The organism is Natrinema zhouii (assembly GCF_013456555.2).
Classification (GTDB): domain Archaea; phylum Halobacteriota; class Halobacteria; order Halobacteriales; family Natrialbaceae; genus Natrinema; species Natrinema zhouii.
The window spans coordinates 291,154-315,304 of sequence record NZ_CP084883.1 but is presented as its reverse complement, the minus strand read 5'-3'; the positions used below and the strand labels follow the sequence as shown (position 1 = coordinate 315,304).

Sequence of the window (24,151 nt, the reverse complement as noted above, 5' to 3'; positions counted from 1 at the left end):
ACAGTACCCGACATCTTTCCGGTGGTACCGGACAAACTTGGCGAAACAAAGAATATCCATGAGCGACGGAGCGAATCGACGGGCAGAATCGTCGGTTGTCGACGTCCAGTAAGGTTTATCATGAGTCCGCGGGAGTAGTAGCTATCGTCAACATGACTCAGTCCCTCGAAGAGACAATTTCGGACGTCGCAGCGTACACCGTTGCACAGGATATGGAGAACGAGGTTTGGCAGAAAGGCGTCGCCATCAACGGCCTGCTCGCGACCGACCGTGAGGAGTGCGTCGAGGCCGCCAGAGCCCTCGTCGATCGGTCCGTCGAGACCCAGGACAGCAACGGCCAGCTGTCCTACGGCCCGAGCTACCCGATCGAGGTCTTCCAGCACGGCAAAGAGTACGATGCTCACTGGCAAATCGACGAACGAAAGGCGATGAACACGAACAACACTACCTCCATCGGTCACGGTGTTCTCGACTTTTATCGTCGAACCGGCAACGACGAGTACCTCGAGGCCGCACGCGGGGAGTACGAGAACCTCCAGTCGGTCGAACGCACCGAGGACGGTGGCATTCCCCACCACATCCCGGAGCTGTCGGGCGTGAAGGGGCTGTGGATCGACTCGGTCTACATGATGTGTCCGTTTTTCGCGCGCTATGGCGCTGCCGCCGACGAACCCGACGCGTTCGACGAAGCCGCCAAACAGCTCATCGTCCACGCCAAACACTTGCAGGACCCACATACGGGACTGTTCCGGCACATCTGGCACGAACAGCCCAACAGCTACCCCCAGAGCACCTTCTGGGCGCGCGGAAACGGCTGGATCCAGGCGGCGATCGTCGACGTCTTGGAGTTCCTTCCCGAAGACCATCCCGACCGCGACGAACTGATCGAGATCTTCCGCGACGTCGCCTCAGCGATCGTCGAACGCCAGGACGACAGCGGGATGTGGTACAACATCGTCGACGACCCACACACGCCCCTCGAGAGTTCGGGCACGCTCATGTACACCTACGCGTTCAAACGCGCCCTCGACCTGGGTATCGTCGAAGACGCGAAATACGAACAGGCCGCAGAGGATGCGATGGACATCGCACAGGGCCTCGTCGACAACGAGGGTGCCGTCCGCCGGGTCGCCGGGCCACCCGGTGGACCGGGCGCGCCGCTGACGTCGACGTCGTACGGACAGGGCTTCTACTTGCTCGCCGCGACGCAGTTCATCGATACGCAGTAATCCGCTCACACGATTCGGTCTCGTGATCGTAGCGTCCCGGTTCAGAAAGATCGAGGTGCTACCCGAGAGGTGGTCGTTGACCGCCACCTGCGAGCGTCAGGCGGTGACGAGGACGGGACCGCCGACCTCTTTCATTCGGAATCGTGCTTTGCGTCTCTATTGCGATCACTGTCTCAGTGAGTTGGTTCCTCGAATACGAAGCGATTCCCATCTCCGATCCCACGTTTCGGTGTACCCACGAAAGCTATTTAATGAGTCCACCGACTGCTGAGCACTTCGGGAAAAGCGACGGCCGCTTCGAAACGGAGTCGTTAGAGAACCGGCCTACTCGGTTTCCGATACGTGCGTTCGTACCGGTTCCGATCGAACCGTCTCGATAACCCCGCGAAGATAGCCGACCGTAAACCCGCGGGCCCGATGTCTCCAATCGTCGTCGCCCTCCATCTTCGGCACGTGGTCTGGAATAACCGGACCGTCGAAACCGATATCATCGAGCGCTCGTACCGCCTCAGCGGTATCGAAGTTACCCGTATCGACGAACGCCTCGTGGAATTTCGGGACCGTTCCGACGACATCGCGGAAGTGAATGAAGACGATCTCGTCACGTTCGCCAAAGCGACGAATGACCTCGGTGACGTCTTCGCCCATCTGTGAGAAACAGCCGAGACAAAGCTTCAATCCGTGATTGTCGCTCGGGACAAGATCCATCCCTTTCTCGAAATTCTCGACGTTCCGGAACAGACGAGGGATTCCACCGAGTGACTCGAGAACCGGTGGGTCAACCGGATGTAGTGCGAGGTCGACGCTAGCCTCCTCCGCAACTGGAAGCACGGTCTCGAGGAAGTGCTGATAATTCTCCCAGAATTCCTCCTCAGTGTACGCTCGGTCGAGACCGGGTGCGAGTTCGTCCGGATCGTCGAGTTCGTCGTAATCGAAGGCGGTTGCCTCGGCACCGCCTCGCGTCTCGACGGGTGAAGTTCGCATCGGGACGACGCTGCGAGGGTTCCACTGGTAGCCCAGCACTGGAACGCCAGCCCGGCCCAGATTTCGAATCAGGGTCGTAATTTGGTCGAGCGCTTCGTCCGCGCCGTCTCGACCGAACATGATATCACCGTACATCGAATACGGCAGCGACTGGATGCCCGTAAAGGAGAGGTCCGCATCTTCGATACGGTCTCGAGCGGCGGTGAGTTCCGAGACGGATGGAATCTGGTCCGGACCGACTGCGATCGTCTCGCTCCCATCCCGATCGTTGAATTCGTCGGGTTCCTCCTCAGTATCTGCGTGATCGACGAAGATATCCGTCGCACCGAGCTGTCGTACGTATCGCAATCTGCGTTTTGAGAGTGAGCGAGTTCGAACGCCGACACGAACGGTTGCGCTAGTAGTTCGCCTCATACGCCGTTTTCTCTCGACACGGCTATATTAGTGTGGGGTATTCAATGAGTGATCGGGGATTCCGTGTCTTCGGTTGCTCGAGATCGACGTCTAGTGCAGTAACATGAAAATTTCCGGCCGTGTTTAGTTAAGCGTGAAAAGTGAGGCGGTACGATTTTATGCTGGTCTATGGCAAAAATCGACCGCCTCAACGGTTGTAGCGACTGGATCGATTTGAGTTTTGTGGAGCGAGAACGGACACCGTGTCGGCTGATGGGGCTCGGTATTCGACTCCACCTTGCTGGATTATCGCTTTCGAATACCGTTCGAGAACTCGAGAGGTTCGGTGTCGAGCGATCGCGGAAGGCTGTTCACGATTGGGTACAGAAAGCCGATCTACAGCCAGCAACTGACACGACTCCGAATCACATTGCGCTCGACGAAACCGTGATTCGGATCGATGATCACCAGTATTGGCTGTACGCTGCAGTCGATCCTGAAACGAACAAGATTCTCCATATACGGCTGTTTTCAACGACTACAACCGCATTGACTGAACGCTTTCTGCGAGAATTAACCGAGAAACATGATGTCGAAGACGCTGTGTTTCTCGTCGACGGAGCACAGCATCTCCAGACAGCGCTCCGCCGATATGGGCTCCGATTTCGATACGAAAAACATGGAAATCGGAACGCTGTTGAACGTATATTTTGAGAGATAAAACGACGTACCTCCTCGTTTTCAAACTGTTTTAATCACGTCAGACCATCAACCGCAGAATCGTGGCTCCAAGCTTTCGCCGTCTGGCAGAATGCTACAAACTAAACACGACTGTTTTCGATCTGGGAAACTTTTATTATATGTGATTATAAATACTCTTCCGTGTCATGCGGTGTGACATAGCAAACCAATGAGAGAGGACACGACAGAGACGCCGTCAGAGCGACACGTATCGAACGACGATGAATCCGGGGGATCGGACGAAAGGAGAGGATTGTCGATGCCGCGCCGGGGTGCGCTCGGAGTGATCGGGGCCGCAGGGCTCGGAGCAGCGTTCGCGGGTAGTGCGAGCGGTCAGGAGTCGAGCGCCGGCCCTGACACCGGCAACCAACCGTGGTACGAGTGGGACGCCGACGTCGACGCGAACGGACACGGCCTGTATGACTTGCACAACCTCGAAGTCGATCATACCTACACATCGGCCCGCGAGGCGGATGTGATCGTCTGGGAGGACGAGGACGGTGTCTATCAGGCCGATGGGACTGATGGCCACGTAGCGAGCAGCGATGACTATCTCGAACTCATTCAGGCGGCCGTCGATAGCCTCACCGACGGGCGAACTACGAAGGAACGTGTACTCGTGACCGCCGACGGGACGGTCGAGGCAACTAACAAGCTTAAGCAAGTCGTCTTGCCGAGTTACACTGTCGTCGACGTGCCGGCGACGATCCGCGTCGAGGATGAGGGACAGTCACTGGTGATCCCTTTCCGCGCCCTCAACGAGGAGGAGATCGAAATACCGCGATTGAACATCACGGGGAACCCACGCTTCGGGATCGTCCTGCAGAACTGTGATAGCGTACGGCTCGGGCACATCGACGTCCAGTTCGACGGGCTCAATGCGCTCGACCCCTATGAAGATCATCCGAACTTCGATCCGCCCGAGAGTTTTCCCCCGTCTCACGAACCCGGCCGACCACGAGAGGACCAGCTGGCCGATCCGGTCCATGTCGGCGAAATCAACGAAGGCGTCCGAATTTCCGGGCGGTCGCGCGAGGACGCCGCAACGGACATCCAACTCGATTCAGCGTACATCGAGAACGCAAACCATCACGGCGTCGAATTCTACGATGTCGAACGCGTTCAGGTTGGACGGGTCCTCGGCAACGGCATAGCGGGGTGCTCGCTACTCCTGAACAAAGCGATCAACGCGACCGTCGATAGCGTCGTGGGGTACAACCCTGAATCAGAGACGCGCTACGCGACGTTCCGGGTAGCCAACGAGGTCGAGAATGTTTCCTGCGGGCAGGTAGTGAGTCGCGACGCCCCACGAGGCGTCCACATTAGTGATGGTCGGGACATCACAATCAACACCGTCAACATCAGCAACCCACGGACGCTGGGTATCGCCGCAGATAGCACCGTCGAGAACGCAGTTGTTCAGGGCGGACTCATCAAGAACTGCGCCCAAGAGGGTATCCGTTCGGACACGGAAGGGTTCGCAGTCAGCAACGTCCGTGTCTACGATGATCGTCCCGAAGACGACCGGGAGCAACCGGTCGCAATCCGTGTCACGGGTGACCACAGCAGCGTCGTCAATTGCGATGTCCGTAACGGTGGCACTGAACACCTGCTCGATATCACGGCCGACGATACAGTTGTCCGCAACAACATCGGCGATGGTATTGACTCGGGGACGGTCACGCTCAAGTCAGACGTCGATCCTGCTGCCCGCATCGAGGGCGTGAGCGAGAATCCCTCCGCGACGCTTGACCTTCGCGCATCAGCCGTCAAGGCACCTGCTGGCTCGTGTTCCTGGGACCATCGCTTCGAATGGGACGGCGACGCTGAGCGCTGGGACCTGGTCTTCGAGTGGCACACCGACCCTGGCGCCGACCTTGACGTCAAATACATCGTTGATCAGCCCCAGGCAAACCTCGGCCTCGAGCGAGACGTAGACTGGGATCATGACACGAGCCCTGGAATTGTCGACTCGTTCGAGTCAGGCACGCTCGATGCCTACGACGGCAACACTGACGCCTACGAGATCACCAACGACCCGCCAGTTTCCCACGGTGACTCAAGGCTCGCGAGTGACGTTGGTGTTGCACCGATCATCTCGACTGACGGGTTAGACCGGTATCCGGCAGCGGGGACTACGTTTTCCGCGAAGATTGGACGGACGGACGACAATCCTCACATGGGCGTTGCATTCGGGGCGCAGAGTACTGATGAGTTCTACTTCATACGTGTGAGCCCCGATTTGGATGCCCCTCGATTTCAGCTCTACAGCGGCTCGAGTGGGAACCTCTTCTCGGTTGAACCGACCGCAGACATCAAGACCGGAACGCTGTACGAACTAGTCGTCGACTGGGGCGAAGACGGAGAAATTACCGCCACACTCTTTGATCCCGACGGAACAGAAATCGCGTCGGGTTCCGCGACCAACACGGACTTCATCGCCGGCGGGATCGGTACCCGTGGGTCGGCGCTGCTCGACGAAATTCGGATCCTCGAGGAGTAGCTTGTTTCGGCCCCACTCCGGGCCGTGTTTAGTTAAGCGTGAAAAGTGAGGGGTACGATTTTATGCTGGTCTATGGCAAAAATCGACCGCCTCAACGGTTGTAGCGACTGGATTGATTTGAGTTTTGTGGAGCGAGAACGGACACCGCGTCGGCTGATGAGGCTCGGTATTCGACTCCACCTTGCTGGATTGGGCAAACCAGATTGAGTCCTCCTCGTCGACAGTCATCCCGTCCGGGACACCGTCGTTTGCGGGCGTCATCGAAACGACGTTCGGAATCGGGAATCTGGATCCCGAATCACATGTCGATTCTCAAGTACCTGATGCCGAGACACCGATCCCCGATTCGACGATCAGGAGATCAGTACGGACATTCTGATGGATTGAATGGGATCACCCGAGTAACTCGCCGGCTCGTATCTGTTCTTGGCTTCCGACGAGGCCGGCTACATCACCGGTCATCTCCTCTACGTCGATGAAGGTACCAGATCCTCTAACTCGATTTGCAACGTCCTGCGTCGTGAGAACGACTATCCGAAATCCCTGCCGATGCCGTCCGCGCTGCCGACATCGAATAGTGTGTCCGAATACGATAATTCCACTGATTCTCACTTGTTGCTCGATCATGGTAGTGAACGCTCGACCTGGTTCGCTGGAGCGTGGTTCGTTGACTGTCGATACGGACTACACCATACAATTAAGCAAGTGAATAGCTTTAGCGTAGGTGATGACACTTGGCACCATTCTCGTTGCTATCGGACCGGAAGACACCGATCGATCGGACGAAATCATTGAGACCTTTCTGGAGGTTGCGAAACCGGCTGACGCGACTGTCGTCCTCGCACACATCTTCATGGACGAGGAGTACAACCAGCGACTCTCCCAGCTCGAGTTCGATACCAGCCGTGAGGCGATCAACCCCGATCAGGTCGCCGAGCGCTACACGGTAATGCAAGACCTCAGACCCACCCTTGACGCTGCGGGCCTCGAGTACGAAATTCGAGGTGCCGTCGGCGAACAGGGGCCGAAAATCGTCGACGTAGCGACCGAAACCGACGCGGATCGCGTCATCGTCGCGGGCCGAAATCGGTCGCCGGTTGGCAAAGCTGTCTTCGGATCAACTGCACAGGGGGTGCTCCTCTCCTCACCGTGTCCCGTAACGTTCGTCTGTCTCAACTAACCTCGATTTACTCCTGCAATGATGCCGAGAACTGGATGCTCGATACCGGTTTTCGCCATCAGTCGCTAATTGAGAGACACTCCCGCCGAAGTAGGGCCCCTACCAGCAGTCCTGTTGTCACTGGATCCATACTGCGTCGCGCTAGTACTGTCAAGCGTGCAATGGCCAGCCAGACGACTCGGCCGGGGACTAATCAGCGCCATGTTTCGGTGAATAGCCACAGTCCGGGCAGCTCGAGGGGTGATGTTGTACTGCGATCGCCTTATCGCAGTGTGGACACTCGTACTCCATGAGTTCGGGGACTATCGCTAATCACTAAAACCTTGCTATGACAATTGTCGTATCTCAAACGGCTGTCGACAAGGGAGAGTTGAACTATCCGTTGGTATCTCAGTCGTCGGAAACTACAACGTTTGGACGGTAACTCTCGCTGATCGTTTTCCACTTGTTCGTGCGAAATTGCCAGTAGTTAATGGCGGCCGAAATACTCGTCTCCGCGAGAAAGCCGAGATACAGACCCCAGTATCCGACTGCCGTCATCGCTCCGAGGTACGCGAGCGAGAGCGACCCACAGAAGATGCGGAAAAACTGATTCACGAAGGGGATTCGTGTGTCACCACTGGTATCGAGCGGGCCGGATGCAGCAACCGTCACGGGGAGCCCGCTGTGTGCCACATTGACTCGGTAGGTCCCGGTCCCGAGTTCGAGTTCGATCTCGCCGTCGCTGGCCTGCGTCTGATCGACGATGGTGAACAGTTCGAGGTCCGCTCCGAGGTCGGTTCCCTACTTGAGGACGAGATCCCGCCCGTCGCCAGTCAGGAACAGATATTTGACCCGATCGTGAGACACATACAGACGACATGGAAATCATCGACCTAGCAGCGATTCCGCTATCACACGACCTCGAACCTGGCCGTGCCTTCGGCGGCTCACGCGGAATGACTGACTCGCGATCGACAACACTCGTTCGCCTCGAGACGGACGATGGAACCGTCGGCTGGGGCGAGGCCTTTGCCTCGCCGCGAGCAGTCGCAGCACTGATCGAGGACGAGTTCGCCGACGCAATTCTCGGTAGTTCGCCGATAGAGGCTGAGTCACTGGCCGACCGCGTCTACACCGGCGACATCGGCGGCTATCACGCCGCTCGCGAGGCGCTCGCACAGTCCGCGCTCTCGGCCGTCGAGGTCGCGATGTGGGACCTCCGCGGAAAGGCAGCCGGACTGCCGGTCCACGAACTGCTCGGCGGTCAGCGGGTCGAGTCGGTCGTCCCGTACGCGTCGACGATGTATCTCACCGAATGGGGAGAGGATCCCGCCGATCCTATGGAAGTGGCCGCCGCGGACGGCTTCACCGCGGCGAAGATCAAGATCGGTGGCGGTCGCGAGGACGACCGCTGCCGTGTCGAAATCGCCCGGGAAATCCTCGGCGACGACGCCCATCTGATGGTCGACTACAACGGGAACTACACGCCGCGACAGGCAATCGCGTCGATTCGCGACCTCGAGCCCTACGACATCACGTGGGTCGAAGAGCCGGTTCCACCGGAGAATTATTCGGGATACCGAGAGATCAGGGATCGCGTCGACGTCCCGCTCGCGGCCGGTGAGGCCCATTACGGGCGATTCGAGTTCACGCGGCTGCTCGAGGAGGGGCTGGTCGACGTTATCCAGCCGAATCTGGGGCGGTGTGGTGGCTTCGCCGAGGCACGGTTCGTCGCGAAACTGGCGACGACGGCGAACGCCATCGTCCGGCCACACGTCTGGAACAGCGCCATCGGAACCGCGGCCGCGCTCCAGTTCGCCGCAAGCCTCTCGTCGTACCCTCACGCCCAGGGGATGGAACCCGACCCGGTACTGTTCGAGTTCGACCGCAGCGAGAATCCGCTTCGCCACGAACTGCTCGAGTCACCGTTAGATCCCACCGGCGGGACGCTCGCGGTGCCACAGTCTCCCGGACTCGGCATCGAGGTCGACGAAACGGCGGTCGATCGGTTCCGACTCGAGTGAGGACGAGTCGGAGTCGACAGGGCCAGCATCGGTGCGTTCTGGATCGACGACAACGGCGTCACTGCGGGCCGACTGCAGCGTAATAGCTATGAACGTGTCCCCCCACTCTCGAGACGCATGGCCCGTATTGCGTTCCACCTGAAGATCGCGGATGGCGAGCGCGAGGCGTACCGCGAAGCACACGAGAACGTCCCTGAGTGGCTCGAGGAAGCGTACCTCGAATCCGACGCCGGACTCGAAACCTACAGCGTCTTCGAGGCGGACGGTCACGTCTTCGGGTTTCTGGAACTCGAGGATCCGGACGCACTCCAGGAGGTAATGGAAAACAGCGACGCACAGGCTCGCTGGGCGGAGGAGATGGAGGGAATTACCGTCGATGAGGACGGCGATCAGTGGATGGACGAAGTGTATCGGATGATCTGAGCGCGACAGTCCGCTTCAGTCCATGAGCTACTGGTCGACTGGCAGGGGTATCGTTGGTTTTCAAACAAACTGTTGCCATTATTCCTCCAACAGCACTGAGTAGAACGCAGACTATCGATATCGGTTCGCACGACAGCTTCTCATCGCACCAGCAGCGTCCAGTTCGTGTCCGATATGACCGAATGAAATGGGAGAGCGTGTGCTCGAGCAGCAGTTCGACAGACTTGAGCGTCGAAACCGTCGTTATACCAGCTCAGAGCAGTCGGTCGAGATCGGACTGGAGCCGCTCGTAGAGCGTCTCGGCTCGCTGCTGGTCGTTCGCCGAGAGGCTGACGATCGGTTCGCGGACGCCACCGCCATGGTAGCCCGCGAGTTCGAGTCCCGCCTTGACTGCGGAGACGCTGATTGCGCCCGCGAGCGTGTTGTTCTCGCCCGTTCGACTCCGAAACTGCTGATAGGGAACGGCAGCGTTCTGAAGCGCACGGGCACGTTCCCAGTCGTCTTCACGTAACGCTGCCAGCAACTCCTGTCCGAGTCGCGGTTCGAAGTTCGTGACACCGGCAGTGAAGCCTTCTGCACCCTGGACCCAGAACGACAGCGCGTACGGCTCCGCGAGACCGTCAACCCAGACGACGTCGTCGCCGGCAGCGATCGCTTCACCGAGTTTTACCGCGTCGGCGAGGGCGTACTTGATCCCAGCGACGCCCTCGATTTCGGTCAATGCTGCCAGAAATCCGACGGATGGGTCGAACCCGCGGATGTACGGAACGATCGCGGTCTCTGTCGCGTCTGCAAGCGCCTCGTAGTACTCGAGCAGTCCCTGTTCGTGCATATACGTATGGTCCGGCGGCATGATCATCATCGCGTCGACACCAATCCGGTCGTACGCGGTGATGAGGTCTCGAGCGGTCTTCGTGCTTCCACCAACACCGGCCAGTACGCAGGCATCGTCGGGCAGCGCCGCAACGCTCGTCTCAGTCACGTCGATACGTTCCTGGTGTGTTAGCGAGTGATACTCACTGATGTTCGCACACGCAAGAAACGTATTGAGCCCCTGACCCGAGAGATCCTCTGCGTTTTCGGCGATTTTCTCGTGTTCGATCTCACCATCATCGTCGAATGGCGTCAACATTCCAACTGCAACGTCCCGTAGTCCGTCCTGTAGCTTGGCGTATGCCATGGTTCGAAATCAGGCAGATATCAAATAAAGCTATCGCAGCGTGATTCGACACTCGACTCAATAACTGGCGACCGGTATGAGTTCGGTCGCCCGGGGTCGAACCGTCCACCAAGGTTTATCACAAACCCGACGGAGAAGCAGCTATCGTCAACATGACTCAGTCCCTCGAAGAGACAATTTCGGATGTCGCAACGTACACCGTCGGCGCATCTCCAGAGACTGCACCAAGTGCCCACTAGGTTGTCAGATGCCTGGCGTCACCCACCTACGCTCGGAGACTGAATCGGCACCACCCAATCATGCGTGCCGGGTCAACCTCCTGGACCACCGCGTCGGCAACGCATCGCTATCGGCACTCACGACACCATGAACGGCACACATCATCGGTGTCGACTCACGATGCAATGCATTCTCGGCGCGACGTGATCCGCTAACCAAACGATTATCAGAGCGTAGCGGCAACTGATTCCTATGAACGTCCTGCTAACCGGCGCGTACGGCCGTTGTGGAACCGCAATCATCGACCAACTGCACGACGAACCCGACTACGAGTTTACCTACCTCGACCGTGAGGAGCCCGACGAGAGCAGTACATACGGCGACCACGACACTGTCGTCGCCGACGTCGCAGACGGTCTCGCCGTTCGCGAGGCGGCTGCTGATCAGGACGCGATGATCCATCTCGCTGGCTACCCCTTCACTGACGGCACATGGGACGACGTCCACCAACCCAACATCATCGGCGTACTCAACGCCCTCGAGGCCGCCCGCGAGGCCGAACTCGAGACGGTTGTCTTCGCCTCATCGAACCACGTCATGGGAATGTACGAAGCCGAAAACGCCCCCGACCTTTACTACGGTTCCGAGGCTCCTTTCCAACTCTCCCACGAGGATCCCGTCCGTCCGGACTCGTACTACGGCGTTTCGAAGAGTTTCGGCGAGGATCTCTGCCGGTACTACGTCGAGAACTACGAGTACCCGAAGCGAGCCCACGCGATCCGGATCTGCAGCGTCCGGATGCCCGAGTACGATCATCCGTACGGTGATGCCGAACACGGAGTCGACGACGGGGAGTACGAACGTGGCAGCGACGAGTACGAACAGCAGGTCGCCCGGATGAAAGGGATGTGGCAGTCCCGACGCGACTTCGGACACATGATCGACTGCTGTCTGCAGACCGACGAGGCGGGCTTCGAGATCTTCAGCGGCGTCAGCGACAACGATCGACGCTGGTACAGCATCGAAAACGCCCGAGAGACCATCGGCTACGAGCCACAGGACAACGGTGAGGAGTGGGACGCACCGCCTGAATAGAGACTTTCAAGGAGATTTACGATGAACCGACAGCTGATGAACGTGACCTGTACACTTCGACGAACTCGCGACCGAGTATTCTGCGGTTCGTGACCTGATGTTCAACGGCGACGAGTTCAGCGGATCAGTTAGTGGCATGCGAAACGGTCGAAACGTCGCCTTCGAGGACGGCATCGAGACACCGGTCGAGGACGGTGACGAACTGAGTGCGTCACCGCCGGCCGAAGTCGGCTAACACACGTTACCGAATCCCGACAGCCTCAGACCTTGCTCCTCCTTGTTTCACCACCTCTCAACACCGGTTACGGAACGGTGCAAAACCGACGAAAAGCGAAAATCAGACCCGTTCTCAGTCTGCCTGTGCATACTCGTCGACAGTACCGGATGGAACAGTCCCGTCGTCGTTCCAACCGCGGAGTTCGTAATACTCCTCGACCGACGATGCAAGGTCCGGAATGTCATAGGGGAGCCTGTCTTCGTCAGCGTCGTGACCCCGCTGATTCCGAAAGTGACGCTCAAGTTCGACGATACGTGCACCCACCGCGAGCAGGTCGTCGTAGTCGGCGTCAAGCAGGGCTTCGAACCGGTCACCCTCGACCGCACGGCCGACGCCGAACCGGCAGATGAGGCCGCTGTCTCTGAGCGCGTTGCGGTTTTCGTTTTCAATCACGAGTTCGGCCTTGCCGGCCGTTCCCTGCGGATCGACATCTCCGCCGTACTCGTCGGCAAGCGTCGTCGAGTACATGTGATCGCCGCTGCGGTTCGCAACGGCGTAGGAGAGTCCCTGTCCGTGGAGTACACGGCCATCGTGAGTAGCGAACTCACGCCCTTGACGGAGTAGTTCTCGACGCCAAGATCGTCGTGAGCGCGGGCAACGCCCTCTGCCAAGAGATCGCCTTCCTCCTCACGGAAGGCGATCTTCTCGACGAGGTCGGTGTTGCTAAACTCGTCTTCGCTCGCGAGATAGGCCGCGATGACGTTCCCACAGGAGATCGTATCCATACCGTACCGGTCACACAGTTTGTTCGACTGCATGATGTCGACCAGATCGCCGATACCACAGTTCGAACCGAACGAGAAGACGGTCTCGAGCTCCGGTCCTTCCGTTTCGACGCCGCGTTCCTCGTCTTTCGTCGGGAGTTTGCGGACGAACGCACAGACCGAGCAGGAAACCTTCTTGTACTTCTTTTCCTCGACGGCGTCGCCGTCGATGTTCTTGATATCCCCGAAGGACCGCTCTGAGAAGTACCGCTTCGGGAACGAGAAGTTGTCGTTGATGAACTCGATCGAGTTCGTCGTTCCCTGGCGGCGCATGATGTGGTCGCTGGTGGCGGCTCCCCGGTGGACCGCCGACTGGATCTCCTCGGTGGGGACCTCTAGGTCGGGTGCCGAGTCGTCTTGGAAGGTGATGGCCTTGACGTTCTTCGACCCCATCACTGCGCCGAGTCCGCCGCGGCCGAACGCGCGACTATCGTAGGTCATCACGTAGGCGAATCGAACGCGGTTCTCGCCAGCCGGGCCGATCGTCGCGAGGTTTCCGCTTTCGAGGCCGTGGCGTTCGTTCATTACCACAGTCACCTCGGGAACAGTCGCCTCCTTGAGTTCAGGGACTTCCTCGAATTCGATATCATCGTCGGTGACGTGGACTGCGAGCAGTTCGTCGCTCTGGCCGGTCAGTTCGACGACGCTGTGGCCAGTTCCAACAAAGTTCCGCGAGAGATAGCCGCCAGCATTCACCGAGGCAACCCCATCCGTCAGCGGTGAGAGGGCGGTACAGTTCATTCGACCGGTGAAACTCATCTGTGACTGCTGGAGCGGGCCAGTCGAGAAGTAGAGTCGGTTCTCGGAACCGTATGGATCCGCATCGAACGGAATTCGATCGTGTGCGAGCTTGGTTGCGACACCTCGTCCACCGATAAATTCGGAGAGTTCGTCTTCGATAGATTCCGTCGTTATGGATCGACTGCCAACGTCAATCGTACAGAGCGATCCCTTCGCGTGGAGGATTGCCGGGTCCAATGTACCTCGAGATGAAAAAGCTAGTGATGGTAGTTCGCCCGTTTTCGAACGAGAATATCCGGTGCAACCGGACGGTTCCTGTTACCATACTATCTGGAGGGGGCACAGGCAGAAACTGAGAGGGAGTGCGGAACAGACAGTACGACCGGACGATCCAGTACCGGAGACTACGCATTGGCCCGCAGCGTATTACAGGCATACTGTTGTAAATAGTTGTAGGCATACGTATCCGGTGACACCGAACAAAAGACGAGACAGAAATGCAATTCGGAGTACTGAACGGGAGCGGTGACTCGGGAACCCATTATCCAACCGATAGGTCTCAAACAGTGAAATCGTACTCGTCAGCACGAAATCAGAGACCGAAAGTGTGTCCGACAAAGCCGGATACAGGTGCAGAATACACTCAGGCGAGTACTCGCCGGAATCACCTGCGTCGAATTTCGAAGGCCGTCCTGTCCCCGGTTTCGATCTCAGTTATCTCCCGTTTCGAAGAGTATTTACACTAGTCCAATCACACTATGAGTAGATGAGAACAGCGCAAACTGTTTCGCTAGAAACGGCAAAGGAGATACTAGACGCGGCAGAGTCGAAAGCAAACGAACTCGGCGTCGCAATGAACCTCGCAGTGACGAACAATGAAGGGAATCTGCTCGCGTTCCGTCGAATGGATGGGGCAAAACTGGTTGCAGCGAGCATTGCTCGAGACAAGGCGTACACCGCAGCAGCCGTCAAGAAGCCGACGGAAGCGCTGAAAGAGGGGTCGGAACCTGGTGGGGACGTCTACGGCCTTCAGTCGACTGACGATAACCGCGTCGTCACGTTCGGTGGTGGGATTCCACTCGAGAGTGATGGTGTTGTCGTTGGCGCAGTCGGCTGCAGTGGTGGAGACGTTTCAGAAGATATAGCGGTAGCCAGCGCTGGCGTGACGGCATTCGAAGAGTCCCTGTAACAACGGTTCGGATTCCATCCGGAACGGCGTCTTTTCACGCGGTCAGTTTTTACGAAAGACCTGCCATAAATATGGTAAAGTGAGATGTCGAAGGCAGATTCTGCAGTACACCGATTTTGGTCAGTGACGAAACGAGTCAGTTCCAGATAGGACGCGCGATCTAGCTTCGGTTTGAGTGCGTTAATTCGATTCGTATGGAAGGCAGGCAAAGCGGTGTACAGTGAACGACAGTCACATAGTGGATGGTATATGTATAGGGCACTGTCTAGTTTAGCGTCCCCGCTGGCATCTGTCTGTTGAGTTATTGGTGCGACCGTTTCGTGTTATAGTAGTGTACGAACTGCTCAAAACAGTTTCTGACGGTCGCCCGACTGCCCACCACGAGTTCTGGAAGCGGTCAACACGCATCTTACGGATGTGAAAACACTTTTCGATCAACGTAGTCGAGCTGACCGCTCAATCCTAATCGAGAGAGGGCAGTCAGATAGCCATCAACGAGAAAGACGGTGTCGGAGAGATCGTGTTTCTCGGTCAATCGATGGAGAAACACAGCAGCTGGATCGGTGCCTCGTCGTCCGAATACTGCGTCATCAAGAATGAACCGCGAGTCTAAGTCTATTGCAGCATATACCCAAGACCAGTCGTCGTTAATCCTGACAGCAGTCTCATCAATGGCGACCCGTGACGGCTTCACCGTCCTCAGAACGCTTCGCGTTCTGATGGGCCGCACGAGAGCTTCGCTCTTGTGGACGTCGGCGGGTCTGAGACGCTGTCAGCCAGCCGATGTATCCAGTGCCAGATTGCTTGGTGAGAGCACTCAACGCCTAATTCAGCGAGAATCGTTGTTGTCTCCCGAAGCGAACAACCGGTCTGATGGAGGCGGACGACGAACGCCCTGATGGGCGTCGCCGTTCGCTCATTCTCCCAAGATTCTTCTAAATCCGAATCATAGCTCTCGCTGAACAGGTCTGCGAGCATCCTAACCAATTTACTTAACGGCCTGCTTGTTTCTCAAACTGGCTCAAATAGACAGTGCCCACAAAATGGGACTGACAGTTATAGGCGTGAGTAGAAGAAGTACATTGGTTCCAATGATTGACATACTGCAGTTTGTTATAGTAACGTTGCTACTGATCCAACTAACAGTAATATCGATCAGATATATCAATAGAGGAGTGTGTTTCCAGGAGAGGGTTATAAAGAGGATTTACTGATAAACTGTTCTCACTAATAACCAAACGTGATCGAAAGGATGCAGATAGAATCACTGTCACCAACGATGGCCGCTCTAACAGAAACATGGCCTCCCTAGCGGGGAGAAGGTTTAAGACCGGTTCCGGCGAACGGAGAGTGATGACAGCCTGTCAGCAAGTAGCCGTGCAGCCGTATCAATGTCCCAGTTGCGAGGGGGATCTCGTCTCCGAACACCGTTCGTGGGAGTGTACTAGTTGCGGTCACGTCCCGCGACACGCGGCCGACTGAGTGCGTTCTGCTCTCCTCGAGCCGAATACCGGCCGATGGAATCGATTGATTGTGAGCAGCCGTACCGTTGATAGTACACAGGAGAGACACAGCAGGATATTGGACGAAGATCCGCTTGAGTACCAGCAAGCGGATCCAGCGTGAATGATTGAGATAGTGACGACGAAACCAACGAACACGCAACGTAGCCTGTCGCTCGCAGACGCCGAGCTCACGGACATCGTAAACCTCGCGGCCGTTCGACGGTCGACGCACAGGATGGAGATGTTTGATCGAGCAGTCGTGAATTCTGGAAAGGAGTACGACCGTGGACCGATCAACTGGCTGTAGACACACCGGAACCGTCGGCCGTCGCTGGCTCCAGTTCGATAACTCCCACGCGTTTGATTCGCGTCGTATCGACGGTTTCGACGGTGAGATCGACGCCGTCCTAGGTGAACGTTTCACCGGGTTCGACCAGCCGTCCGACGAAATTGAATACGAAGCCGGATCGTCTCGAACAGTTCGCATTGGCACGTGGCCCATTCCGGCGGTCGCTTAGAGGTGTTGCTCGGACGGATTGAAATTTGGGTCGGACGGTCCGACATCCGTCGGTGTCGCCTCCGTCTCGAGGTTCCCCTTGGTGTCCCTGGTCTCGGTTACGAGGTCGACAAACAGTTCAGTCCGCTTTGGGTAGCCGTCGGCTGTCGTCTCCTCGAGCGGCACGAAATAGTTCGTCTTATCTAATTAGTTCAGGTAGCTAATATTTCGGTTCGTTCCTCAGACCGCGACCGATTCGGATTGTGCCGCGACATATCGCAGATCGATCCACCCACGTTGTACTCGCGAGCGTAATAATTCCCCCCATGGACGCGACGAAAGCAAGTCCTCCGCCTACGTTCGGGTTACGAAAACTTGGTGTTGAGTTCGATGACGTTGGCCGCCCGCTGGACGCTCTCGGCGAGTTCGCCGTGGAGGTAGTCGTCCGTGATCCGACTGGCCGGACCGGTGACGCTGACAGCGCCGACGACCGACGCCCCGTTCCGCACGGGCGCGGCGACACAGCGGAGCCCCTCAATGTTCTCCTCGTCGTCGATCGCGTACCCCCGCTCGGCGATTTCCTCGAGTTCCTCGTAGAGACTTGCCTGATCTGTGATCGTTTTCGGCGTCTTTCGTTCGAACGTCGTCTCGCTGATGATCTCCTCTTGCTTGTCGGAAGGGAGAAATGAGAGGACAGTCTTTCCAAGCGAGGTCGAGTACATCGGTTGTTTCCCGCCGACGCGTGAGGCCGTCTCGACGGCCTGGTTCCCCATCGCCTTGTAAAGGTACGACACCTGCCCGTGTTCCTCGAGTCCGAACTGCGCGATCTCCCCCGTTTGCTCTGCCAGTTCGTCGACCGCGTCGACGATCACGTCATAGTTGGCGACCTGATCGCGGACGTCGTTGCCCATGTCCAGTACCTGGAGGCTCAGCCGATAACCGTCGTCCTCGCGAACGATGATCTCCTCGCTCTCGAGGGTCTGAAGATGACTGTGGATCGTGCTCTTCGAGTGGCCGAGTTCGTTGGCGAGTTCGGTTACGCTGGGCCGGTCGTTCTTTCGAACGGCATCGAGAACGGTAAAGGAAATCTCGACTGATTGGATTCGGCGTCCGGTGCGTTTGTGGGGGGTGTTTACCATACCAAGACATGGTGGGTTTCTCCTACATAAGTATGTTCCTCAGAGCGGAACCCTTCCTCGTTGAATCCACTGGTTGTCGAATGAGGAAAAATGCTCGTTTGACATCGCCATTCGTCGACAATTTCCGTCTCATATGGGCAGGCCACTCGCTACCAGTTGCATTCTGACCGCGACTGCTCTTCAGGTAATCCTTCGAATGGTACTGGCTGTCCCCTCAAGAACGGATTTGGTATTCCCCGTACGCGAACACCCCTGAAAACCCCGAACATGGCGGTTTTAGGGCGTGGTAGCGGAGAATTAGAATTTTGTCGTGCTGTGTATCGATCAAAAATACTATTTCTTTACATCCATACTAATGTAACCAATAGTGTTCTCCTACCTACATACGTGCAAATGAAAAATTCGGCGAAGGGGAACCGGAAGAGCCGAAACAATTTGTCGGAGGTGATCATCAGTGGTCATATATGTCAACAAAAATGTATTCGCGTTTCGGCATCGCCCTTAGCACGTCATCTACTTCGATACGAGTAGCGAAAACACTCTGGATCGATGAACGAGGGGGGCATGAATTGCCGTTGCATCTGGTTGATCACTATCAATCAGCGTCCGGATGATGTATCCGGCGCTACTTCCGTACCTGCGGTTGGCTACAGTTTTCCCTTATATCAGCAGGCCTTCTGTTGACCGTTCTCTGGCATGTATACGGACTCGGTCAACTCCCAGAAAGGACTTTATCGATTGCAGCGGCGAACGAATGCTCCTGGTACTGAGTACACTGACCTCTGCCGCCACGCTCGTTGTGACGGCGAATCCGGCTTGCTGTTCGTCACAACAAGACTATTTAAATTTGGAACGGCTCTTTACGGTGTTTCCCACTTTCCTATCCTTGTCGATCTCTATCCAGTTCAGGTCGGTACTGCGACTGGCGTTACGATGACGGCTGGTGATGTCTCAAACCCGATATTATCGCCAGAAGTATCGCGGTCGCCGCAAGCTGGCAGTACGGCTTCAGGCTCACGCTTCTATGCTTTCTGCTCGTCTCGTTTGGCATCAGATAACTAATAAATTCGGTGTTTGTAATGGTGAATTCTACATTTATGAAAAGAATTGTAGGAGTCAAATTGAATGAATGGATCTACTCGACCTCGGTCGACGGCATTATCTGATAGGGACTAGTAAAGTTATTAACCAGTAGAGTACACAGAATCGGTAATTGGTCGGCTTGACGACATTACGGTTGAGGAATTCCACGAAGTACGCGGGCAAACAGACGAAGGAAAGCCGCGAGAACACGTTCTCGCAGCGATTAGACGTAAAGGGCGATCAAATCGAGACACTCGCTGAGCGCCACGGTGTTGTCGAGAAAACGATCCGCAACTGGCTCGATCGGTTCTTCCTCGAACCGATCGAGTAGGCACCCTACGACGCTCCTCGACCAGGAGGCCCATCAAAACTTGAATCTGACGAACGTGAGTGGTTTTTCGAGCAACTCCAAGAGCCACCGACCGAGCTTGGCTATGACCAACAAGCTTGGTCGCCGGATCTTCTGTTGCACTACGTCAAAGAAGAATACGACGTTGAGTACAGTAAGAGCCACGCATACACGTTGTTGAACGAGGCCGAGCTGTCCTGGCGGATAGCACGGCCGCGCCATCACGAAGCTGATCCTGAAGAAGAAGTCGAGTTCAAGGAGACAGTCGAAAAAAGCGACCGGAGCTGACCGAGAAAAGCGTCGTTGTCATTGATCAATTCACCAAACGAGTCGGAACGGTGTAACGACGTGGGTGGTATCCGATTGGGTCAAATCCGACGATCGAAACGGCTAATTCCTGGGAGAAGGTGACAGTGTTCGGCGCTGTCACCGACGACGGTGACAGATTCTACTGCTGGACAGAAGAGAATCTTATGCGAAAGCACGGAATTCGGCTGTTAGATGCGTTTACTGAGAGATTTGGGGAAGGGTTAGTAGTGTTCCTTGACTGAGCGGGCTGCTTCTACGAGAGATGTCTGGGAGCATGTGAGCGGCGAGCGTGAGACCGAAACTGTCGGAGACAGTTCGGTCTCGTGCGTGCGAGGAGATAAGCTCGAAATGTAGTACTTCCCCTCAAAGGTCCCCAAGTTAAACCCTGTCGAAGGATGCTGGAATCAACTGCAAGAGCGGTTCAAGCACCGGTTCATTTCCGACCTTTCAACTTTGAAAGACAACATCTCAAGAGAGTTAACGCAATTAACGAGCCAAACATCTGGAAGTGTTTGACCGGTAAAGATTCGTCCTAGCCACTATAAGTCTATTCCGAGCGGACCGTATCGACGACGCCGCGGAGATATCCAATAGTAAATCCGCGTCCTCGGTGTCGCCAGTCGTCATCACCCTCCATCTTCGGTACGTGGTCGGGGATGACCGGACCTTTGAAACCGACATCGTGGAGCGTTCTTACTACGTCAGCGGTATCGAAGTTACCCTTATCGACGAACGTCTCGTGAAACTTCGGCATCGTGCCGACGACGTCCCGGAAGTGGATAAAGGTAATCTGGTCGCGCTCGCCGAATCGACGGATGACATCGGTAACATCCTCACCCATCTGTGAGAAACAGCCCAGGCAGAGCTTTAGACCGTGATTATCACTCGGGACGAGCTCCATGCCCTTCTCGAAGTTCTCCACGTTGCGGAACAGGCGCGGGATCCCACCGAGTGATTCGATACTCGGCGGATCAACCGGGTGAAGCGCCAGGTCGACACCCGCCTCCTCGGCGACCGGAAGGACGTTCTCAAGGAAGTACTGGTAGTTGTCCCAGAACTCCTCTTCGGTGTACTCGCGGTCGATACCGGGCGCGAGCTCATCCGGTTCGTCAAGCTCGTCGTAATCGAAGGCAGTGGATTCGGCGCCGCCTCGGTCTTCGACCGGGGACGTGCGCATTGGAACGACGCTGCGGGGGTTCCACTGATACCCCAGTATTGGGATGCCAGCCTCTCCGAGATTCCGAATCAGGGTCGTGATCTGATCGAGCGCTTCGTCCGCACCGTCACGGTCGAACATGATGTCGCCGTACATCGAATACGGGAGCGACTGGATGCCCGTAAAGGACAGTCCTGCGTCCTCGATCCGTTCTCGAGCGGCCGTGAGTTCCGAAACGGACGGAATTTGGTCTGGACCGACTGCGATCGTATCTGTTCCATCGCGGTCGTTGAATTCGTCGGGTTCCTCCTCCGTATCAGCGTGATCAACAAAAATGTCCGTTGCACCCAGTTGACGAATGTACCGTAATCGAGACTCCGAAAGGGACCGTGTTCGAACGCCAACGCGAACGTTTGCACTACTCTTCTGGCTCATACTCTGTGCTCATTTCGAGACAACTAAACTGTTACGAAGACTACAGCGGCCGCGAATCGGGTGGAGACCAGATGAGAAATAGGATACCTCTAACACATACGAATATATCTGTACCAGAAAGCTAGTTGTACCCGCTTGCTATGGGACAGCAATACGGGCTAGCGTTTCGAAGAGCTACGACAGGTGGCGCAACGTTCCCTCGGGAAGCCCGAAGTGAAGAGGTGGGCGACTCGTAGTCTGGTAATTCACCGCACTCGATTGCGCCATGTGTTTGGCCACCAGACAGAGGCATAAACTCTACTATCCATCTCCTATTCAAGTAAAGATCATTATGATCGGACCGCACTTCATAGAGACACGATATCAATAGCTGCTAGAAATCGGTTCGCGACGTTTGGCCGATGCCACTGCGTTAGCTCGACATCGTCGTTACCGTGACCGGCCCATCAAACTGGAGGATAACCGATTGGGCCACATCGCCGAAAACCGCTTTTCCGGCCGGGGAACGCTTCTTTCCGCTAATGAAGATGTGATCGCAATTTTCTTCCTCGGCTACTTGGAGAAGATCGTCCGGGATCGTCCCGACGAGACCTATTGCTCTGTATGGGATATCGTCACCGAACGCATCGCTCGCAATATCGTTCGTTTCGGTCTTTGCGATTTCCTCCATTTCGTCGATGCTTTCGATTTCTCTTTCCGCGTTTGCCTGTCGTTGAACGTTATTCTGAACCTTCTTTTCGTCTATAATTCTGCAGAATATGATTTTAGTCTCCGTTCCGGTAACATGTCGCTTTGCCGTACGCAGCAATTGTTGATCCGGTTCATCGCCCGTTTGAGCAACAAGCACTGTATCCATACTATCAGTACTCTCGTGAAGATATATAAAACTCAGCCTGCAGTGAGAAGCTGCCAGAGACTGTTGTGAGACGACGAAGCGATATCTACGTTCCAACCGTCTGAATCCGCTTGAGAATAGATTTGAAGCAGTTTCTGCTCAATGGCTCATTCAAAATTACGTATTGCAGACCAACTAAGCCCAAATTGAATCCCAGCGTCCATATCTATTTGTTTGGCATTAGACCCACGAACTCTCCACAAAGAGACCCTGAATATGTGATTACACATCGTCCGCTTCACCCCTGCGATACAGCGGTGACTGAGCAATCAATGCGTCCAGAGCGCGCTTCACACTTGCCAACCCTATTTTCTACCACAGTCTGTTGAGCACGCCTAGAACTTTAGCGCAAATTGAACGCTTCGCCACTGCTGGGAAATCGACCAATTTCTAGAAATAGAATGGTTGGTAGTAGGGAATGATTCTTGATGAGCACCCTCTAGACGATGTCTGGATACTTCGGTACGTCTAATAAGCAATTGTTCACGCGGTTCTCGGGGTACTACGGCGTCATATACTGGGCACTATCTACTGTGATGGACGTGTAAAAACGGGAAGTTGGATCAGAAGAAGTAGTTGTTCGGGACGTAGACTGAAACCTCAGGTACGAGGGCGACAATCAAGATAACGACTAGTAACGGAATGTAGAACAAGACCATCGCTCGCATGACAGTTTCGAGCGAGGCATCGGTCACCTTTTCCAAGACGAAGAGGACCGATCCCAGCGGCGGCGTCACGACGCCGGTCATGAGCGAGAGGATCATCACGATCCCGAAGTGGATCGGATCGATTCCGAGTGTCCCAATGATTGGCATGAGGATCGGAACCATGATCATGATCGTTGCGGTGATGCTCATGAACGTCCCGATGAGCATGAACAGCGGAACGAAGATCAGGATTGCCACTGTCGGATCCGTCGTAAAGCCTGTAATCGCGTCAGCCAACAGTATCGGAATCCGGAGCTGTAGCGCAACGAGACCGTAGAGCATAGCGAGAGAGATAATGAACAGAATGGAGAACGTCTCGACCATCCCGTCTCGGAATTCCTCGAGCAGTATCCCTCCAGTGAGAGAGCCCTGATAGAAGCCGAGACCGATTGCGTAGAGGACTGCAACCGCGCCGGCCTCGGTCGCGGTGAACATCCCTGAGAGAATTCCGCCGACGATGAATACAGGGATCACTAGCGCAGGGAGAGCGTTGACAAACTCTTGACCGATCGTACGGAGTCCGACGGCCTCGCCTTTCCCGTATCCTTTCCACCGGACGACGAGATACGTGAATACAGAAAGGACAACTGCAAGTAGTAGCCCAGGTACAATTCCGGCGAGGAACAGCGCCCCGATGGACTCTTCCGCTAACACACCATATAGAATTATTGGTACACTTGGCGGGATGATCGGTCCGATGATCGATGACGCGCCAGTGACACCGATTGCCGTCTTTTTATCATATCCCTGTTCGCGCATCGCATTGTACTCGACCCGGCCGAGTCCCGCAGCGTCAGCGACCGCTAGTCCGGACATCCCGGAAAAGATGACGCTTGCGCCGATATTAACCTGCGCAATTCCGCCTCGGACTCGGCCGAATACCGCGTTCGCGAAGTCAAAAACTTCCGAAGTCATATCCGTTCTGTTCATTAACCGACCTAACATGAGATAGAACGGAACTGCGAGTAACGTAAACGAATTCAGGCCGTGCATCAACTGGTTCGACATCAAACCGAAATTGAGGGGCGGACCGAATGGGGAGAGCATGATGAGGACACATGCTGATCCGATCGCGACCGCGACGGGCATGCCGAGTGCATAGAGGAACAGCAATCCGCCGAGGAAGATGAGTCCGATCAGTAATAGCTCCATC

At 56.1% G+C, this 24,151-nt stretch carries 18 protein-coding genes and 6 pseudogenes; 14 read left to right on the top strand and 10 right to left on the bottom strand.

Annotated elements, in window-relative coordinates:
- Window positions 1-152: 152 nt before the first annotated feature.
- Window positions 153-1,229 carry a glycoside hydrolase family 88/105 protein gene (locus HYG81_RS41780; protein WP_226778065.1) on the top strand — a complete coding sequence of 359 codons (1,077 nt, stop codon included), beginning with the start codon at window positions 153-155 and terminating at the stop codon, window positions 1,227-1,229.
- A 324-nt stretch (window positions 1,230-1,553) separates the two neighbouring features.
- On the opposite strand, the gene HYG81_RS41775 is transcribed toward HYG81_RS41780, so the two are convergent.
- On the bottom strand, window positions 1,554-2,627 hold the full coding sequence (locus tag HYG81_RS41775) for a mannonate dehydratase (RefSeq protein ID WP_226778063.1): 1,074 nt from the start codon (window positions 2,625-2,627) through the stop codon (window positions 1,554-1,556).
- 168 nt (window positions 2,628-2,795) lie between these two features.
- Here HYG81_RS41775 and HYG81_RS41770 point away from each other — a divergent pair.
- The 4 genes and pseudogenes from HYG81_RS41770 to HYG81_RS41750 all read left to right on the top strand — a co-directional run bounded on the left by HYG81_RS41770 (window position 2,796) and on the right by HYG81_RS41750 (window position 7,030).
- A pseudogene (locus HYG81_RS41770) lies at window positions 2,796-3,431 on the top strand (IS6 family transposase).
- Between the two features lie 175 nt (window positions 3,432-3,606).
- The gene (locus HYG81_RS41765; protein ID WP_226778062.1) at window positions 3,607-5,850 is read left to right on the top strand and encodes a right-handed parallel beta-helix repeat-containing protein; all 2,244 of its coding nucleotides are present in this window, start codon (window positions 3,607-3,609) and stop codon (window positions 5,848-5,850) included.
- 72 nt (window positions 5,851-5,922) lie between these two features.
- Window positions 5,923-6,042, top strand: a pseudogene (locus HYG81_RS41760) (IS6 family transposase); the annotation flags it as partial.
- A gap of 535 nt (window positions 6,043-6,577) precedes the next feature.
- Window positions 6,578-7,030, top strand: coding sequence for a universal stress protein (locus HYG81_RS41750; RefSeq protein WP_226778061.1), 453 nt, complete (start codon window positions 6,578-6,580; stop codon window positions 7,028-7,030).
- A 390-nt stretch (window positions 7,031-7,420) separates the two neighbouring features.
- Here the strand turns inward: HYG81_RS41750 and HYG81_RS41745 are convergent.
- Window positions 7,421-7,684: pseudogene (locus HYG81_RS41745) on the bottom strand (MATE family efflux transporter); the annotation flags it as partial.
- Window positions 7,685-7,890: 206 nt separating this feature from the next.
- Between HYG81_RS41745 and HYG81_RS41740 the strand changes: the two are divergent.
- Window positions 7,891-9,036 carry a mandelate racemase/muconate lactonizing enzyme family protein gene (locus HYG81_RS41740; protein WP_226778060.1) on the top strand — a complete coding sequence of 382 codons (1,146 nt, stop codon included), beginning with the start codon at window positions 7,891-7,893 and terminating at the stop codon, window positions 9,034-9,036.
- A gap of 117 nt (window positions 9,037-9,153) precedes the next feature.
- Window positions 9,154-9,459: an L-rhamnose mutarotase gene (locus HYG81_RS41735; protein ID WP_226778059.1), complete on the top strand. Its 306-nt coding sequence runs from the start codon at window positions 9,154-9,156 to the stop codon at window positions 9,457-9,459.
- 253 nt (window positions 9,460-9,712) lie between these two features.
- Here the strand turns inward: HYG81_RS41735 and HYG81_RS41730 are convergent, their stop codons facing one another.
- Window positions 9,713-10,639 (bottom strand): dihydrodipicolinate synthase family protein, encoded by a 927-nt coding sequence (locus tag HYG81_RS41730; RefSeq protein WP_226778058.1) that lies wholly within the window; start codon window positions 10,637-10,639, stop codon window positions 9,713-9,715.
- 471 nt (window positions 10,640-11,110) lie between these two features.
- Between HYG81_RS41730 and HYG81_RS41725 the strand changes: the two genes are divergently transcribed.
- A complete protein-coding gene (locus HYG81_RS41725; protein WP_226778057.1) occupies window positions 11,111-11,953 on the top strand; it encodes an NAD-dependent epimerase/dehydratase family protein in 843 nt (280 codons plus the stop codon).
- A 97-nt stretch (window positions 11,954-12,050) separates the two neighbouring features.
- Window positions 12,051-12,188 (top strand): ubiquitin family protein, encoded by a 138-nt coding sequence (locus tag HYG81_RS41720; protein WP_226778055.1) that lies wholly within the window; start codon window positions 12,051-12,053, stop codon window positions 12,186-12,188.
- A gap of 114 nt (window positions 12,189-12,302) precedes the next feature.
- Here the strand turns inward: HYG81_RS41720 and HYG81_RS41715 are convergent.
- Window positions 12,303-13,960 (bottom strand): annotated as a pseudogene (locus tag HYG81_RS41715) (aldehyde ferredoxin oxidoreductase C-terminal domain-containing protein).
- Window positions 13,961-14,501: 541 nt separating this feature from the next.
- Here HYG81_RS41715 and HYG81_RS41710 point away from each other — a divergent pair.
- Window positions 14,502-14,924 (top strand): GlcG/HbpS family heme-binding protein, encoded by a 423-nt coding sequence (locus HYG81_RS41710; protein ID WP_226778054.1) that lies wholly within the window; start codon window positions 14,502-14,504, stop codon window positions 14,922-14,924.
- A gap of 301 nt (window positions 14,925-15,225) precedes the next feature.
- Here the strand turns inward: HYG81_RS41710 and HYG81_RS41705 are convergent.
- From HYG81_RS41705 to HYG81_RS41695, 3 genes and pseudogenes are all read right to left on the bottom strand, one after another.
- Window positions 15,226-15,902, bottom strand: a pseudogene (locus HYG81_RS41705) (IS6 family transposase).
- Between the two features lie 1,041 nt (window positions 15,903-16,943).
- Window positions 16,944-17,111 carry a hypothetical protein gene (locus HYG81_RS41700; RefSeq protein WP_226778053.1) on the bottom strand — a complete coding sequence of 56 codons (168 nt, stop codon included), beginning with the start codon at window positions 17,109-17,111 and terminating at the stop codon, window positions 16,944-16,946.
- A 179-nt stretch (window positions 17,112-17,290) separates the two neighbouring features.
- On the bottom strand, window positions 17,291-18,064 hold the full coding sequence (locus HYG81_RS41695; protein WP_226778052.1) for an IclR family transcriptional regulator: 774 nt from the start codon (window positions 18,062-18,064) through the stop codon (window positions 17,291-17,293).
- Between the two features lie 1,237 nt (window positions 18,065-19,301).
- Here HYG81_RS41695 and HYG81_RS41690 point away from each other — a divergent pair.
- The 4 genes and pseudogenes from HYG81_RS41690 to HYG81_RS45630 all read left to right on the top strand — a co-directional run.
- Window positions 19,302-19,478 carry a hypothetical protein gene (locus HYG81_RS41690; RefSeq protein WP_226778051.1) on the top strand — a complete coding sequence of 59 codons (177 nt, stop codon included), beginning with the start codon at window positions 19,302-19,304 and terminating at the stop codon, window positions 19,476-19,478.
- Between the two features lie 135 nt (window positions 19,479-19,613).
- Window positions 19,614-19,784, top strand: coding sequence for a helix-turn-helix domain-containing protein (locus HYG81_RS41685; RefSeq protein ID WP_233289935.1), 171 nt, complete (start codon window positions 19,614-19,616; stop codon window positions 19,782-19,784).
- 74 nt (window positions 19,785-19,858) lie between these two features.
- Window positions 19,859-20,047 (top strand): transposase, encoded by a 189-nt coding sequence (locus HYG81_RS41680; protein ID WP_226778393.1) that lies wholly within the window; start codon window positions 19,859-19,861, stop codon window positions 20,045-20,047.
- 160 nt (window positions 20,048-20,207) lie between these two features.
- Window positions 20,208-20,321, top strand: a pseudogene (locus HYG81_RS45630) (hypothetical protein); the annotation flags it as partial.
- Between the two features lie 31 nt (window positions 20,322-20,352).
- On the opposite strand, the gene HYG81_RS41675 reads toward HYG81_RS45630, so the two are convergent.
- From HYG81_RS41675 to HYG81_RS41665, 3 genes are all read right to left on the bottom strand, one after another.
- A complete protein-coding gene (locus HYG81_RS41675) occupies window positions 20,353-21,396 on the bottom strand; it encodes a mannonate dehydratase (RefSeq protein ID WP_226778050.1) in 1,044 nt (347 codons plus the stop codon).
- A gap of 412 nt (window positions 21,397-21,808) precedes the next feature.
- Window positions 21,809-22,252, bottom strand: a complete 444-nt coding sequence (locus HYG81_RS41670) for a universal stress protein (RefSeq protein WP_226778049.1) — start codon at window positions 22,250-22,252, stop codon at window positions 21,809-21,811.
- Between the two features lie 602 nt (window positions 22,253-22,854).
- Window positions 22,855-24,150, bottom strand: coding sequence for a TRAP transporter large permease (locus tag HYG81_RS41665; RefSeq protein WP_226778047.1), 1,296 nt, complete (start codon window positions 24,148-24,150; stop codon window positions 22,855-22,857).
- Window position 24,151 lies beyond the last annotated feature (1 nt).